The organism is Vibrio sp. 10N.247.311.13 (genome assembly GCF_041467595.1).
In the GTDB taxonomy this organism is placed as follows: Bacteria; Pseudomonadota; Gammaproteobacteria; order Enterobacterales; family Vibrionaceae; genus Vibrio; species Vibrio crassostreae_C.
Genome location: NZ_JBFSUX010000007.1, coordinates 96,254 through 110,896 on the forward strand (window position 1 = coordinate 96,254; position 14,643 = coordinate 110,896).

General features: G+C 44.7%; 15 protein-coding genes. 14 read left to right on the forward strand and 1 reads right to left on the reverse strand.

Annotated features, from left to right (window positions below; genetic code table 11):
* The first annotated feature begins 20 nt into the window (after positions 1–20).
* The 13 genes from cydA (at position 21) to AB6E52_RS05075 (ending at position 11,317) form a co-directional block, all read left to right on the forward strand.
* Complete coding sequence (gene cydA, locus AB6E52_RS05015; protein ID WP_017062077.1) at positions 21–1,607, forward strand: cytochrome ubiquinol oxidase subunit I; 1,587 nt, start codon at positions 21–23, stop codon at positions 1,605–1,607.
* 13 nt (positions 1,608–1,620) lie between these two features.
* Positions 1,621–2,757 (forward strand): cytochrome d ubiquinol oxidase subunit II, encoded by a 1,137-nt coding sequence (gene cydB, locus AB6E52_RS05020; RefSeq protein WP_017067531.1) that lies wholly within the window; start codon positions 1,621–1,623, stop codon positions 2,755–2,757.
* Positions 2,758–2,788: 31 nt separating this feature from the next.
* A complete protein-coding gene (cydX, locus tag AB6E52_RS05025; RefSeq protein ID WP_000270284.1) occupies positions 2,789–2,896 on the forward strand; it encodes a cytochrome bd-I oxidase subunit CydX in 108 nt (35 codons plus the stop codon).
* Positions 2,889–3,191 (forward strand): cyd operon protein YbgE, encoded by a 303-nt coding sequence (gene ybgE / locus AB6E52_RS05030; protein WP_017067532.1) that lies wholly within the window; start codon positions 2,889–2,891, stop codon positions 3,189–3,191. Before cydX ends, ybgE begins: the two co-directional genes overlap by 8 nt.
* 172 nt (positions 3,192–3,363) lie before the next feature.
* The gene (gene ybgC / locus AB6E52_RS05035; protein ID WP_017067533.1) at positions 3,364–3,801 is read left to right on the forward strand and encodes a tol-pal system-associated acyl-CoA thioesterase; all 438 of its coding nucleotides are present in this window, start codon (positions 3,364–3,366) and stop codon (positions 3,799–3,801) included.
* Positions 3,791–4,474: a protein TolQ gene (tolQ, locus tag AB6E52_RS05040; protein ID WP_017062073.1), complete on the forward strand. Its 684-nt coding sequence runs from the start codon at positions 3,791–3,793 to the stop codon at positions 4,472–4,474. Before ybgC ends, tolQ begins: the two co-directional genes overlap by 11 nt.
* Positions 4,475–4,477: 3 nt before the next feature.
* Positions 4,478–4,921, forward strand: a complete 444-nt coding sequence (gene tolR / locus AB6E52_RS05045) for a protein TolR (protein WP_017062072.1) — start codon at positions 4,478–4,480, stop codon at positions 4,919–4,921.
* Between the two features lie 13 nt (positions 4,922–4,934).
* On the forward strand, positions 4,935–6,002 hold the full coding sequence (gene tolA, locus AB6E52_RS05050; RefSeq protein WP_017062071.1) for a cell envelope integrity protein TolA: 1,068 nt from the start codon (positions 4,935–4,937) through the stop codon (positions 6,000–6,002).
* 12 nt (positions 6,003–6,014) lie between these two features.
* Entirely contained in the window at positions 6,015–7,367 is a 1,353-nt protein-coding gene (tolB, locus tag AB6E52_RS05055; protein WP_017062070.1) for a Tol-Pal system beta propeller repeat protein TolB, read from the forward strand.
* 113 nt (positions 7,368–7,480) lie between these two features.
* The gene (gene pal / locus AB6E52_RS05060) at positions 7,481–8,023 is read left to right on the forward strand and encodes a peptidoglycan-associated lipoprotein Pal (RefSeq protein WP_017062069.1); all 543 of its coding nucleotides are present in this window, start codon (positions 7,481–7,483) and stop codon (positions 8,021–8,023) included.
* A gap of 33 nt (positions 8,024–8,056) precedes the next feature.
* A complete protein-coding gene (gene ybgF, locus AB6E52_RS05065; protein WP_017072257.1) occupies positions 8,057–8,839 on the forward strand; it encodes a tol-pal system protein YbgF in 783 nt (260 codons plus the stop codon).
* Between the two features lie 209 nt (positions 8,840–9,048).
* The gene (nadA, locus tag AB6E52_RS05070) at positions 9,049–10,110 is read left to right on the forward strand and encodes a quinolinate synthase NadA (RefSeq protein WP_017083926.1); all 1,062 of its coding nucleotides are present in this window, start codon (positions 9,049–9,051) and stop codon (positions 10,108–10,110) included.
* A 175-nt stretch (positions 10,111–10,285) separates the two neighbouring features.
* The gene (locus AB6E52_RS05075; RefSeq protein ID WP_017063519.1) at positions 10,286–11,317 is read left to right on the forward strand and encodes a potassium channel family protein; all 1,032 of its coding nucleotides are present in this window, start codon (positions 10,286–10,288) and stop codon (positions 11,315–11,317) included.
* A gap of 75 nt (positions 11,318–11,392) precedes the next feature.
* Here AB6E52_RS05075 and AB6E52_RS05080 read toward each other — a convergent pair whose 3' ends face one another.
* Complete coding sequence (locus AB6E52_RS05080; protein ID WP_102319667.1) at positions 11,393–11,962, reverse strand: UPF0149 family protein; 570 nt, start codon at positions 11,960–11,962, stop codon at positions 11,393–11,395.
* A gap of 171 nt (positions 11,963–12,133) precedes the next feature.
* Between AB6E52_RS05080 and AB6E52_RS05085 the strand changes: the two genes are divergently transcribed.
* Positions 12,134–14,587, forward strand: coding sequence for a hybrid sensor histidine kinase/response regulator (locus AB6E52_RS05085; RefSeq protein WP_102319666.1), 2,454 nt, complete (start codon positions 12,134–12,136; stop codon positions 14,585–14,587).
* The last annotated feature ends 56 nt before the right edge of the window (positions 14,588–14,643 follow it).

Consider the following 14,643-nt stretch of genomic DNA (forward strand, 5'->3'; position numbering starts at 1 on the left):
GCCGACACAAAGGAGTTACCATGATTGATGTTGTTGATCTGTCGCGATTGCAGTTTGCATTTACAGCGATGTATCACTTCCTATTTGTTCCACTGACTTTAGGTATGGCATTTCTACTTGCCATTATGGAGTCAGTTTATGTAATGACTGGCAAGCAAATTTACAAGGACATGACCAAGTTCTGGGGTAAATTGTTTGGTATTAACTTTGCTCTTGGTGTAGCGACAGGCTTAACCATGGAGTTCCAGTTTGGTACTAACTGGTCTTATTATTCTCACTATGTTGGCGACATTTTTGGTGCTCCGCTAGCTATCGAAGCGCTTGTTGCATTCTTCCTAGAGTCTACTTTTGTTGGCCTATTCTTCTTCGGTTGGGACAGACTGTCAAAGCGTCAGCACTTAGCGGTAACTTGGTTAGTAGCACTTGGCTCTAACTTCTCTGCGCTTTGGATCTTGGTAGCAAACGGCTGGATGCAAAACCCAGTGGGTGCGGAATTTAACTTTGAAACTATGCGTATGGAAATGGTGAGCTTCGCTGAAGTTGTACTAAACCCAGTAGCACAAGTTAAATTCGTACACACAGTAGCTTCTGGTTACACAACGGGTGCAATGTTCATCCTTGGTATCAGCTCATACTACATTCTTAAAGGTCGTGACCTTGCCTTTGCTCGTCGCTCTTTCGCGATTGCAGCGTCTTTCGGTATGGCGGCGATCTTGTCAGTAATCGTACTAGGTGATGAATCTGGTTACGAGCTTGGTGAAGTTCAAAAAGTGAAGCTCGCTGCTGTAGAAGCGGAATGGCACACTGAAGAAGCACCAGCCGCATTTACTGTTTTTGGTATTCCAAACCAAGAGACAATGAATACTGACTACGCAATTAAAATTCCTTACGTAATGGGTATCATCGCAACGCGTTCGCTTGATACTGAAGTAACGGGCCTACGTGACCTACGTGATGACCACGTTGATCGTATCCGTACTGGTATGTACGCGTACGAGCTGCTTGAAAAGCTACGTGCAGGCGATAAGTCTGAAGAAAACATGGCTGCGTTCGACGAAGTGAAAGGTGACCTAGGTTACGGCTTGCTTCTTAAGCGCTACACAGACGACGTTGTTGATGCAACTGAAGACCAAATCCAAATGGCTGCGGATGATTCTATCCCAACAGTTTGGCCTCTATTCTGGTCATTCCGTCTGATGGTTGCTTGTGGCTTCATCATGCTGTTTGTATTCGGTGCTGCGTTTGTTCAAACGTGTCGTCAGAAAATCGAACAGAAACCATGGGTACTTAAAGCTGCGCTATTCTCAATCCCACTTCCTTGGATTGCGATTGAAGCAGGTTGGTTCGTTGCTGAGTTTGGTCGTCAACCATGGGCGGTTGGTGAAATCCTACCGGTTAACGTTGCTGCATCAGCACTGACTATTGAACAGCTTTGGACTTCTCTATTCGCTATCCTGGCACTTTACACAGTGTTCTTGATTGCAGAAGTTTACCTAATGCTGAAATTCGCACGTAAAGGTCCAAGTAGCTTGAAGACAGGCCGTTACCACTTCGAACAAAACGATAACTCTGTTGAAGACAAAGTTAGCCGTTCAGTTGAAGTATAAGTGAGGGAATATTATGTTTGATTACGAAAGCTTACGACTTATTTGGTGGGTATTGATCGGTGTTCTACTGGTTGGTTTCGCCGTAACTGATGGCTTTGATATGGGTGTTGCCGCTCTGTCACCTGTTATCGGTAAGAGCGACACTGAACGTCGTATTATGCTAAACACGATTGCCCCTCACTGGGATGGTAACCAAGTTTGGCTTATCACTGCGGGTGGTGCATTGTTTGCTGCATGGCCACTGGTTTACGCAACGTCGTTTTCTGGCTTCTACTTCGCAATGTACGCGACGTTAGCAGCGCTTTGGTTACGTCCACTTGCACTTGACTACCGCTCTAAGATCGAAGATCCAAAATGGCGCAAAACTTGGGACTATGCACTTTGCTTTAGTGGCGCAGTACCACCAATCATTTTCGGTGTGGCATTTGGTAACCTACTACAAGGTGTTCCATTTGAACTGAACGAATTTATGATGTCTAAGTACCATGGTACGTTCTTCGCTCTGCTTAACCCATTTGCATTGCTTTGTGGTGTGTTGGCTCTGATGTTGTTCGTGATGCAAGGTGCAACATGGCTTCAAATGAAGACAACAGAAGCGCTGCACGCTCGTGCTCGTAACGTTGCTCAGATCACTGGCCTAATTGCTATTGCTCTATTCGTTATTGGTGGTTTCTGGGTTCAATCTATCGAAGGCTATGTAATTACGAGCACTATCGATACGTTTGCTGACTCAAACCCACTAAACAAAGAAGTATCACTTCAAGTGGGTGCTTGGATGACAAACTTCGAAACTTATCCAGCAATGTGGGCTGCGCCGATCCTTGGTGTAGCAATGCCACTGCTTGCTGTGATTGCATCTCGCTTTGAGCGTGGTGGTTTCGCATTCTTGTTCTCAAGCCTATCGAACGCTGGTGTTATTCTAACGGCTGGTTTTGCAATGTTCCCATTCGTAATGCCATCAAGCCTGAACCCTAACCAAAGCTTGACTATGTGGGATTCAACAGCGAGTGAGCTAACGCTTGGTCTTATGACTGTCGTTGCGGCGGTAATGGTTCCTGTGATTCTTGGCTACACAACTTGGACATACTACAAAATGTTCGGTCGTCTAGATAAGAAACACATCGAAGATAACGACGTTTCAGCTTACTAAGCTAGAAGTGAAATAACTTAGGAGAAATTTTATGTGGTACTTCGCATGGATTTTGGGTGTACTTCTAGCATGTGCATTCGGCATCATCAATGCTCTATGGCTAGAGCATTCAGAAATGATGGACAAAGACAGTGAGTAATCTCGCAGAGCAAATCGCTAAGCTGCATCAACCAATGGATAAGACTCTGCTTAGAGCCTTATCCCTAGTATTGGGTTTCATGCATGTGGGTTTAGTGATGTGGGATCCTGAAGCGTATGCGACAAGCATCGGTGGCTTTAACGCGATCATCGGGCCAATGTTCATTTGGGCAGTATGCTCAAGCATGGTTTACGGTATCGGATTTAAGCCAAGAGCTTGGATGTGGCAGCTACTGTTTAGCCCATATGTTTCACTCACAATTTTGCTCTACCTAACGACGCTGCGCCTTCTATAAAAGGCAAATGATTTAGGTTCATAACAACGTGAACCTTTATACTTGTTGGGTTTTTAGCCAAAAAGAGGTCATCTTATACAGATGGCCTTTTTTTTCGTCTCTCAAATCAAAAAATTCACAGCGATATACTATTAATGATAAGGAGTTAGGTTATAGTGAGATCTTTATCGTTTTGGATTGTGGTATCAAATTGCAGGGATTATCTAAGCCATTTACGTGGCCAGTGACAGTGTATTACGAAGACACCGATGCGGGTGGCGTTGTATACCACTCAAACTATCTTAAGTTTTTCGAACGCGCTCGAACTGAGATGTTGCGCTCAATTGGCGTTTCTCAGCAAGTATTGTTAGAACAAAACATCGGTTTTGTAGTCCGACATATGGACATTGATTTTATTCAAGGCGCGCGTCTTGATGATTCTTTACAAGTCATTACAAATATTTACGAGTTGAAGCGAGCTACCTTGGTCTTCTGTCAAGAGATCGTAAATCCTGATGGCAAGGCATTGTGTAAAGCAATGGTTAAGGTAGCATGTATCGATAATCAAAAAATGAAACCCAAAGCAATGCCAACATTTATTCTCACGGAGCTAACGAATAGTGACTGCTGAAATCTCAATCTTAGGCCTAATTTTAGAAGCTAGTTTACTAGTTAAGATGGTCATGCTGACTCTTATGGGCATGTCTGTTGTTTCTTGGGCGATGATCATAAAAAGAAGTAAAGTGTTATCTCAAGCTTCTAAACAAACAGAAGTGTTTGAAGACAAATTTTGGTCAGGCGTTGATCTTGCAAAACTGTACCAAGAGAGCAACAAACGCAAAGACGAGCTTTCTGGTACTGAAGAAATTTTCTACGCAGGCTTTACTGAGTTCGCTCGCCTTCGTAAATCGAATGCAACATCACCTGACTTCATCATGGAAGGCACTGGCCGTGCGATGCGCGTTGCCGTTGCTCGTGAAGTCGATGAACTAGAAACTAACTTACCTTTCTTGGCGACTGTTGGCTCTATCAGCCCATACATCGGCCTATTTGGTACGGTTTGGGGCATCATGCACTCATTCATCGCACTAGGTGAAGTGAAGCAAGCGACGCTCGCAATGGTTGCCCCTGGTATTGCAGAAGCACTGATCGCAACAGCAATGGGCCTATTCGCTGCGATTCCAGCAGTAATGGCGTACAACCGCTTCAGCAGCCGAGTAGGCAAGCTAGAGCACAACTACGCGACTTTCTCTGAAGAGTTTCACAGTATTCTTCACCGTCAAGCGATGGCTGGCAGGGAATAATAGATGGCTGGATACCAACCTAAAAAACGCAAAATGACAGCAGAGATTAACGTTGTACCTTACATCGACGTTATGCTTGTTTTGCTGATCATTTTTATGGTGACTTCGCCGTTTGTTACTCAAGGCGTTGACGTTGAATTGCCTCAGGCTTCAACGGCTAAATCGGCACAAGACCTACTGGGTGACGACAACGCAAGTTTCATCATCGTTGAAGTGAACAAAGACGGTGAACTTGGCTTGAGCGTTAATGACGAAGAAGTACAGCGTGGCTTATCAATGGAAGATATTATCGTCCGTGTGAAAGCCGAGTTGTCTCTGAAGCCAAACTCTCCAGTGGCGGTTGGTGGTGATGCCGCAACGCCATACGCTGAAGTGGTTTTATTACTTGATGAATTAAGCCGTGCAGGTGTGCCAAAGGTTGGCCTTTTAACGGATATAAGGGAATAGCTCCGTAGCATTCATGAAAGCGAATAATAAAAAATCCAATAATTTCAGATCACCGCTTCTTATTTCTCTTGGGCTGCACGTCATTTTATTCGTTGCGCTCATTTGGGGGGCGGATTTCACGATGTCAGAGCCAAAGCCTACAGGGCAGATGGTTCAAGCAGTGGTGATTGATCCTCAGTTGGTTCGCCAGCAAGCTCAACAGATTCGTCAACAAAGAGAAGCGGCGAGCAAGAAAGAGCAAGAGCGTCTAGACAAACTCAGACGTGAAAGCGAACGACTTGAAAAGAATCGTAAAGCTGAAGAAGAAAATATTCGCAAGCTAAAAGAACAGCAAGCGAAAGAAGCTAAAGCAACTCGTGAAGCTGAAAAGCGTCGAGTTGAGAAAGAGAAACAACGCAAAGCTGAAGAAGCGCGTTTACAGCAAGAGCAAAAGAAAGCCGCTAAAGCCGAAGCTGACCGTAAGCTAAAAGAAGCTGCGTTAGTGAAAGCCGAGAACGAGCGTAAAGCCAAAGAAGCGGCAATCGCAAAAGCTGAACAAGAACGCGTGGCAAAAGAAAAAGCAGCGAAAGAGGCAGCAGACAAAGCTCGTAAAGAGAAAGAAGCCGCTGAACTCGCGGAAAAGCAACGCATAGCGAAAGAGAAAGAAGCGGCAGCCGCAGCAGAGAAAGCCCGTAAGGCAAAAGAAGCTGCAGCAAAAGCAGAAAAAGAGCGTAAACAACAAGAAGCCGCATTGAACGATATCTTTGCTGGGCTTGAAACGGAAGCGACTCAAAACTCTTCAGCAAGACAACAATTTATCACTGATGAAGCGCAACGTTATGGGGCTATCTATACCCAACTGATTCAACAGAACCTGTTGTTAGAAGACAGCTATCGAGGACGCTCATGTCGAGTGAACCTTAAGCTGATTCCAACGGGCTCTAACGCGATATTGGGTAGTTTGAGTATCTTAGATGGCGATAGCCGTTTATGTGCAGCAACCAAGCGTGCGGTGGCACAAGTGCAATCTTATCCGTTGCCTAAAGACCCAGACATTGTGAACTCACTGAAAGACATTAACTTAACTGTATCACCAGAGTAAAAGGACGAACTTGTGTTAAAGAAACTATTACTGAGTTTTGTTTTCTTAATAGCTACAAGCAGCCAGTTTGCACATGCAGCGCTGGAGCTGGTTATTACAGACGGTATTAACTCTGCAAGACCTATAGCTATTGTACCTTTCCGTTGGGAAGGCTCAGAGCCATTGCCACACGATGTATCAGCGGTTATCGCTTCTGACTTACAGCGCAGTGGTAAATTCAGCCCAGTTGCGACAAGCAAAATGCCTCAAACGCCTTACAGCGAAACTGAGGTTAACTTTGATGCTTGGACTAACCTAGGTGTTGACTCATTGCTTACCGGTAGTATCACTAAAAATGCCGAAGGGCAGTATGTGGTGAATTACCAATTGATCGACATTGTTCGTGGTCAACTGACCAAAGGACAAAGTCGTGCGCTGAGTGATGAAGGCCAATTAGTGCTTTCTAAAGATCACGTTCTATTCAATAAGAAGGCTACGGTTCCTGGTAATCGCTTGAGAGAGTACGCACACCGTATCTCAGACCTAGTGTATGAAGAGCTAACTGGTGAGAAAGGCGCGTTCTTAACTCGTATCTCTTACGTGGTAGTGAACGATAAAGACAAGTACCCGTATCAACTTCGTGTTGCTGACTACGATGGCTTTAACGAGCGTTTAGTACTTCGTTCTAAGCAGCCTCTCATGTCTCCAGCATGGTCACCAGACGGCAAAAAGCTAGCTTATGTGAGCTTCCAGAATGGCCAAGCTGAAATATTCATCATGAATATTTACACGGGTGAACGTGAGAAAGTGACGTCATACCCTCGTCACAATGGTGCGCCAAGATTCTCGCCAGATGGTAAAACATTGGCATTGGTATTGTCGAAAACGGGCAGCCTTCAGGTGTACACACTTGACCTTGCTAGCCGTAAGCTGACTCAAATTACCCGCGGCCGTTCGAATAATACTGAACCATTCTGGCACCCAGATGGCAAGTCTCTTATTTTCACATCGGATCGTGGTGGTAAACCACAGATTTATAATGTAAATTTGTCCAATAATTCGACTTCTCGTATTACTTGGCAAGGTAGCCAAAACTTAGGTGGCCAGATCACTCCTGATGGTCGATTCATGATCATGGTGAATCGCAGCAACTCAGGTTTTAACTTGGCTAAGCAAGATTTGGAAACCGGTGCGGTTCAGGTACTAACAAAAACATTGTTAGATGAGTCTCCAAGTATTGCACCGAATGGAGGTATGGTTATCTATAGCTCTATTTACAACAAAACAAATGTACTATCGATGGTTTCTATCGATGGACGTTTTAAAGCTAGATTACCGGCAACTAACGGACGCGTAAGAGCGCCTGCATGGTCACCGTTCCTCTAGGGAAAATTACATATTCTTTTAGCTATTGATAGTGTTAACTATTGTGGCATTTAACTATCTATAGCACTCTTAGTCGCTGTAGAAACTAAGTTTGATAACGTAAGGAAAAAAAGATGCAACTTAACAAAGTTCTTAAAGGCTTGATGATTGCACTACCAGTGATGGCAGTAACGGCATGTAGCTCAACTGATGAAGCAACATCTGCAACATCTGGTACTGAAAGCAACCAAACAACTTCAGGTTCAGAAGGCAATGTAGACACAACTGTTGTAACGCCAATTGACGCTAACGGTCAACTGTCTGAGCAAGAGCTTAAAGAGCAAGCGCTACGTGAAACTCAAACAATCTACTTCGCATTCGATAACTCTACTATCGCTGGCGATTACGAAGAAATGCTAGCAGCTCACGCAGCATACCTAGTTAAGAACGTTGACATGAACGTTACTATCGAAGGTCACGCTGATGAGCGCGGTACTCCTGAGTACAACATCGCACTTGGCGAGCGTCGTGCACAAGCTGTAGCGAAATACCTACAAGCTCTAGGTGTTCAAGCTGACCAAATCTCTATCGTAAGCTACGGTGAAGAGAAGCCACTTCTTCTAGGTCAATCTGAAGATGTGTACGCTAAAAACCGTCGCGCAGTACTAGTTTACTAATTTTAGTAGACTATATAATTGAGGAATTGCCTCATGTTCAGTAACACAAAGCGAGTCATTTTGCTTTCGTTACTGGCAAGTGCAGCGAACACCGCGTTCGCTGCACCAGCTCCAGTATCCGATCTCAATAGCACCGCAACCAATTCATCATCTTCCTCTCGATCAGCATCTAACGAATCAGATATTGAGCGTTTAGAGCGCCTGCTTCAAAATCGCAATCTCGTTCAGCTTCAAATGCAACAGCAAATCGACGACATGGCACTGGAGATCAGTGAACTTCGTGGTGAGCTGGAACGAAACAGCTACGATATGAAGCAAATGCTAGAGCGTCAGCGTGAACTGTTCATTGAACTGGATCGCGTAAGAGGCGAGGTGAAAGCAGCAGGAACAGCAACGGTAGCAGTGGCGGCGAGCGAAGGCTCTAAAGACGCTTCTGGTACGTTCAGTACTGATGTGGATGAGCAAACTGCTTATCAAAATGCTGTAGATATGATTCTAAAGCAACGAGACTACACGGGTGCTATCGCTGCATTCCAAAAGTTTCAAAAAGACTTCCCAGATTCTACCTTCACACCTAACTCACATTACTGGTTAGGTCAGCTTTATTTCGCTAAGAAGCAAGATAAAGAAGCCGTGAAGAGCTTCGCTGCTGTTGTGTCGTACAAAGACTCAAACAAGCGAGCAGATGCACTGGTTAAGCTTGGTGACATAGCAGCGCGCAACAACAACGCGACGCAAGCTAAGAAATATTACCAACAAGTCGTAACCGAGCACCCAAACAGTGCTTCGGCTAAAGTGGCCAAAACCCACTTATAACCAAAATAGGGGTGCTTAGGCGCCTCTTTTTTATACCTGTTCACTTCCGTTTAGTGTTTACTTCTCTTGCTAGTGATGATAACACATCGCCTTGTTTATGCGTTTTAAGCATTAGCTAGTCACCGCTTGCAACCAATCCTTTTTGATCCCAATCGCTGTCCTGTGTAGAATACTCGGATTCTCGGAAGAAGTTGCGTAGAGCAAGAGCAATGAGTCATATACTAGATAAAATCGATACAGTTTACCCGTTTCCGGCAAAGCCAGTTCCATTGAGCGACGCTCAGAAACAGGCCCACATCGCAAACATCAAAAAACTACTTCAAGAAAAAGATGCAGTTCTAATTGCACACTACTACACCGATCCTGAAATTCAGGCTCTGGCAGAAGAAACTGGTGGTTTCGTTGGCGATTCATTAGAAATGGCTAAGTTTGGTAACCGTCATTCAGCAAGCACTTTGATCATCGCTGGTGTTCGTTTTATGGGTGAGTCTGCAAAGATCCTTACCCCTGAAAAACGCATTTTAATGCCAACGCTTGAAGCTGAATGTTCACTTGATCTTGGCTGTCCGGCTGACAAATTCACAGAATTTTGTGATGCTCACCCCGACCACACCGTGGTTGTATACGCGAACACCTCTGCGGCTGTTAAAGCACGTGCAGATTGGGTCGTTACGTCGAGCATCGCTTTAGAAATTGTTGAAAGCTTAGATGCTGAAGGCAAACCCATTATTTGGGGGCCAGACCGCCACCTAGGTTCTTACATTGCAAATCAAACTGGCGCTGACATGTTGCTTTGGCAAGGTGAGTGTATCGTTCATGATGAGTTTTCAGCTGATGCTCTGAAGAAAATGAAATCGGTATATCCAGAAGCCGCTATTTTGGTTCACCCAGAATCACCAGCAAGCGTAGTTGAGCTGGCTGATGCTGTGGGTTCAACAAGCCAACTGATCAAGAAAGCGAAAGAGCTGCCTCATCCACAGATGATTGTCGCGACAGACAAAGGTATCTTCTTTAAGATGCAGCAATTGGTTCCTGAAAAAGAGCTGATTGAAGCGCCGACTGCGGGTGCTGGTGCAACTTGTCGCAGCTGCGCACACTGTCCTTGGATGGCTATGAATGGCCTTGAAGCGATTGAAAATGCACTTGAGCATGGTGGTGAGCAACACGAAATCTTCGTTTCTGACGAATTACGCGTGAAGTCTCTTATTCCATTGAACCGCATGCTAGATTTTGCAGAGCAGTTAAATGTGCAGGTAAAAGGTAACGCGTAAGTCGTTCTTTTATCTAACCAATAAAAAAACCAGCCAATAGTGCTGGTTTTTTTGTATCTGCGTATAGGCCGCCAATATCAATCTTGTGGTCATGTATCTTTTTCTGATGATACATCTTGTTGATATCGCGTATTTTTTCTAGCATGTAAGTAAGAGGAAAAGATTAGAGGCTCGAATGATAATCTGGTTACAACTCAAACGCTGGATCAAAGCAAACATCTTTGTTTTGAATGGCAAAAACTTACTGTTCACTTTTCTTGGCTACATCGCTTTATCGTGGTCGATGCTGTATTTGGCGGGTGAAACAGATTTAACCAGTTCGGTTACCGTATTCGCTTACTACTTGGTGGTGACGGCTTCTACGGTTGGTTATGGTGATTTATCACCGACCACGGTAGCGGGGCAGTGGATCGTTATTCTATTTGTGATTCCAGGCGGGTTGAGCCTTTTTGCCGCGTTGCTCGGTAAAGTGGCGACAGAAGGTGTTGAATATTGGCGAGCGGGCTTGCTAGGAAAAAGGAGAGTTAGAGTGGACAACCACATTTTGATGTTGGGGTGGAATGAGCAAAGAACCATTCATCTCATCCGCATGCTACAACACGAAGAAACGGGTAAACGACCAATCGTGCTATGTACGCGTTCAGATATCGAGAACCCGTTACCCGGTGAAATCAATTTCGTCAAAGTAAACAGCTACACCGATGGCAAAGAGATGGAGAAAACGGGCATTGAGTCTGCAAGTTGCATCCTGATTGATAACCCAGAAGACGACATTACGTTATCTGCGGCGCTTTACTGTGCCAACCGAAACCCTAAAGCGCACCTTCTTGTTTACTTTAAAGATGAAGCGCTGAGCGATTTGTTACACAAGCATTGCCCTAACTCAGAATGTATTCCAGCGGTGGGTGCTGAGATGCTAGCAAAGGCTGCGGTAGACCCAGGTTCCAGTGCGCTTCACCAAGAATTATTGAGCTCAACAAGAGGCATGACACAGTATTCAACGTATTTCCCTGAAGACGCTGAGTCTGTCACCGTCGCGCCTATTTTCTCAGTGTTTAAAGAGAAGTATCAAGCAACTCTGATCGCCATTGATACGGGGAGCGGTATTGAACTCAACCCAGAGTTAGATCAAGTGGTCAGCAGTGGCACTAAGCTGTTTTATATTGCTGATGAGCGAATTGATGACTTCGATTGGAAAGGCTTCTAAAGCGACTATTTTATTTCGTCTGAAAACTAAAAAAGGCCTCATAATGAGGCCTTTTGGCTTGTATAAAGCTAACTGTTATTGAGCTTCAGCCAGTGCAATGCCACGCTGCGTTAGTCCGCAAAGCATCACAGGAACAGCGTTAAAGATCTCTTCGAACTGCTCTAGGCCTTCGATGCCTTGCTCTGCAAGCGTAGCAATTGACGTTTCTGGATCGTAAAGCATGCTCAGTGACAGCAGGACACCGCCAACGAGTGCGTTATCTTCGCTCTCTTCAGGCATTAGTGTTTCCCAATCGTCGCGAGCAATCTGCCAGCCTTGAAGCAAGCCTTCACAAAAATCACGAGCGGCAGTGTTCACCACTTCTTCGTCGTCTAATTGACAAGCTTCAGGCCAAACCCAAGTCCCTTCAATCAGTTCTGGGCGGGTTTTATTCCAAAGCTCGATGATAACTTCAATGTAGCTTTCTAGCTGTTCACCACCCGTAAAAGGTGCGACTTCTTCGCCACCCCATAAGAACGGTAGCCACTCATGCGGGGTTAACACATTCGGTGCCGCTGCCATTGCAGTGACAAAGCCCATTGTTTTGTGTTCTGTGATTAGCTTTCCTTCCAACTCTGGAAGCGCAAGAATATCTTGTAAAGTCAAAGTGAGGTACCGTAAAAGGGAACATATTTGCGCTTATAGTACCAATGAACTTGTGCCAATCAAGCTTCAATCTAAAAAGGCTTGATGTCATGGATGATAAACACTAGGTTTAACAGAAAAGAAAACAATAAAAGAATTATGCAGATACGGTCGTCTTTAAAGAAAAAAAGCATGGTAGCGCTTGGATTATACCTTGCGATGTTTATTGCCATTGTCGGTAGTGTGACGTATTACGTCGTAGAATCCCCTGTGCGCGCCAAATTACAACAAAATCTCGACTTGCGTACGCAATTGTTATCCGCATTGATTACAGAGCCACTCAGCAGCTCTCAAGGCTTTGTAGACAGTCTCGTTGGGTTTGCTCAAGCACATCGCAATGGTGATGATGTTATTCCGCTATTTAAGTCCATGTTGGCGGCGAGCGACGATACAATTGTCAGTGCCGGTATTTGGCCTGAACCTTATGCGCTCGATTCTAAAAAGCTTCTCAACAGTTACTTTTTTAATAAAGCCGACGATGGAAGAATCGATCAGATATATTCTTACAACAACCCCAAAAATGCCCCTTATCAAGAAGAGTATTGGTACACCTCTGTCGTCAACAAAAAACAAGGAACGATCTCTTGGAGCGATGTGTATATCGACCCATACACACACGTTCGAATGATTACGGCGTCTTCCCCTTATTATTACGACGGTACTTTTGCCGGTGTTGCCACGGTGGATCTCTCGCTCGAAGAGCTGCTTGGTTTTATCAAGAACCACGCCGAAGAATACAACCTTGGCATTACGCTCAGAGATAAGCTTAACCAAGTGTTGGTTTCGCATAACTTTAATCTCGTTGAAGGCATTTACATCAGTAGCAATCAATTTGGTGATTTCGGCTGGCAAGTGGATGTGGTGAACTCCAAATCACGAGTAGAAGACGAAGTGTTTCGTCAGGTGATGAGCATTGAAGGCGGTATTGTTCCGCTATTGCTACTTTGTGTCATGGCGGGGTATTACTTATTGAACCGTTATTTGATTAGTCCAATCACAAGGATTGCAGCACAGGTTGATAGCTCGAAAGCCGGCGAAATCATTGATGTGGATTACCCGAGTGATGACGAAATCGGCCATTTGATTAAAACCTTCAACGAAAAGACCATTTATCTCGAAGCGGAAAAGGTTAAAGCTCAGGCATCCACCAATGCAAAAACCGCTTTCCTTGCGACCTTGTCACATGAAATTCGCACTCCGATGAATGGGGTATTGGGTACCGCTCAAATCCTATTAAAAACGCCTCTAAATTCTGAACAAGAGAAGCATCTTAAGAGCTTGTATGAGTCCGGCGATCATATGATGACTCTACTCAACGAGATCTTAGACTTCTCGAAGATCGAGCAGGGCAGGTTGGATCTTGATGAAACGCGTTTCCCGCTTGATTCGATCATCGGCAGTATTAACAGTGTTTACTACACATTGTCTTCCGAGAAAGGGCTTCAATTCAAAGTGTACTCTGAGGTGACTTCGGGTCGTTGGTACTTCTCAGATAAAGCTCGCCTTCGCCAAATTTTGTTTAATCTATTGAACAACGCGGTGAAGTTCACCTCCAGAGGCTTTGTTGAGGTGTACCTGAAAGAAGTTGTAGAGGGGAGTGACACCTATCTGAGCATTCGAGTTCGTGATACCGGAATTGGTATTTCTAAAGAAGCTCAGAAGCGTATTTTTAAACCGTTTGAACAAGCGGAGTCTTCGACCACAAGGCGTTTTGGCGGTACTGGCCTTGGCCTCGCGATTGTGAAGAAAATTGCCCAGTTGATGGATGGCAGTATTACCGTCACCAGTGAAGAAGGGATAGGCACGAGTTTTGATGTTCGCTTGAAGATTCAGCCATGTCAGCCAGGAGAAATCGAGAGTTTGCCACATAAGAAGTTGGACTACTCTGGCTTAAAGGTACTGATCGTCGAGGACAACCGAACTAACACGGTGATCATTGAAGCCTTCATGAGCAGTAAAGGCTTTACCTGTAAGAGCGTCGAAAACGGTGAACTTGCGATACAAGCCGTGGTTGCTGAGCGCTTTGATTTGGTGCTCATGGATAACCATATGCCTGTGATGGATGGCGTTGAATCAACCACTGCTATTCGTGCTTTGATAGGCGATGTGTCATCGGTATTGGTGTTTGGTTGTACGGCTGATGTCTTTAAAGAGACTCGTGAGCGTATGTTGGGGGCAGGTGTGGATTATATTATTGCTAAGCCGATTGACGAGCGTGAACTGGATGATGCCTTGTTCCGCTATTCAAATAAGCTTTATCAATACCATGAAGTAAAAGCGGATGAGCTCGAAAGCCAAGACGTAAAACCACACGATTCGAAAAGTAAAAGCGAGTCACTGCCTAAACCTGATCTTCGCAACAAAGATAACACTGAAGAGCTGTTAGTGACGTTGTATGTGGCGCTAGAAGACAACAACCTAGAACTGATTCAATTTGCACTAGAGAGCCTACGTGTCCACGTTGAAGCTATGAACAACGTGGAACTTACTGAACAAGTCGATAAAGCGTTAGAGCAGGTTGCTTTAGGATCACCACCTACACAAGATGTCATTAATATCATTACTGTAAATCTACCTATGGCTTAAATGTTGTTTAATTACGGTAAGTAAATGACGAACTGTCCAATATTTGACCTTGGTTG

Excerpts from the sequence above, each read along its gene's own strand:
- cydA (WP_017062077.1), top strand. The coding sequence starts at position 21 with ATGATTGATGTTGTTGATCTGTCGCGATTGCAGTTTGCATTTACAGCG.
- cydB (WP_017067531.1), top strand. The coding sequence starts at position 1,621 with ATGTTTGATTACGAAAGCTTACGACTTATTTGGTGGGTATTGATCGGT.
- cydX (WP_000270284.1), top strand. The coding sequence starts at position 2,789 with ATGTGGTACTTCGCATGGATTTTGGGTGTACTTCTAGCATGTGCATTC.
- tolR (WP_017062072.1), top strand. The coding sequence starts at position 4,478 with ATGGCTGGATACCAACCTAAAAAACGCAAAATGACAGCAGAGATTAAC.
- tolA (WP_017062071.1), top strand. The coding sequence starts at position 4,935 with ATGAAAGCGAATAATAAAAAATCCAATAATTTCAGATCACCGCTTCTT.
- pal (WP_017062069.1), top strand. The coding sequence starts at position 7,481 with ATGCAACTTAACAAAGTTCTTAAAGGCTTGATGATTGCACTACCAGTG.
- ybgF (WP_017072257.1), top strand. The coding sequence starts at position 8,057 with ATGTTCAGTAACACAAAGCGAGTCATTTTGCTTTCGTTACTGGCAAGT.
- nadA (WP_017083926.1), top strand. The coding sequence starts at position 9,049 with ATGAGTCATATACTAGATAAAATCGATACAGTTTACCCGTTTCCGGCA.
- AB6E52_RS05075 (WP_017063519.1), top strand. The coding sequence starts at position 10,286 with ATGATAATCTGGTTACAACTCAAACGCTGGATCAAAGCAAACATCTTT.
- AB6E52_RS05085 (WP_102319666.1), top strand. The coding sequence starts at position 12,134 with ATGGTAGCGCTTGGATTATACCTTGCGATGTTTATTGCCATTGTCGGT.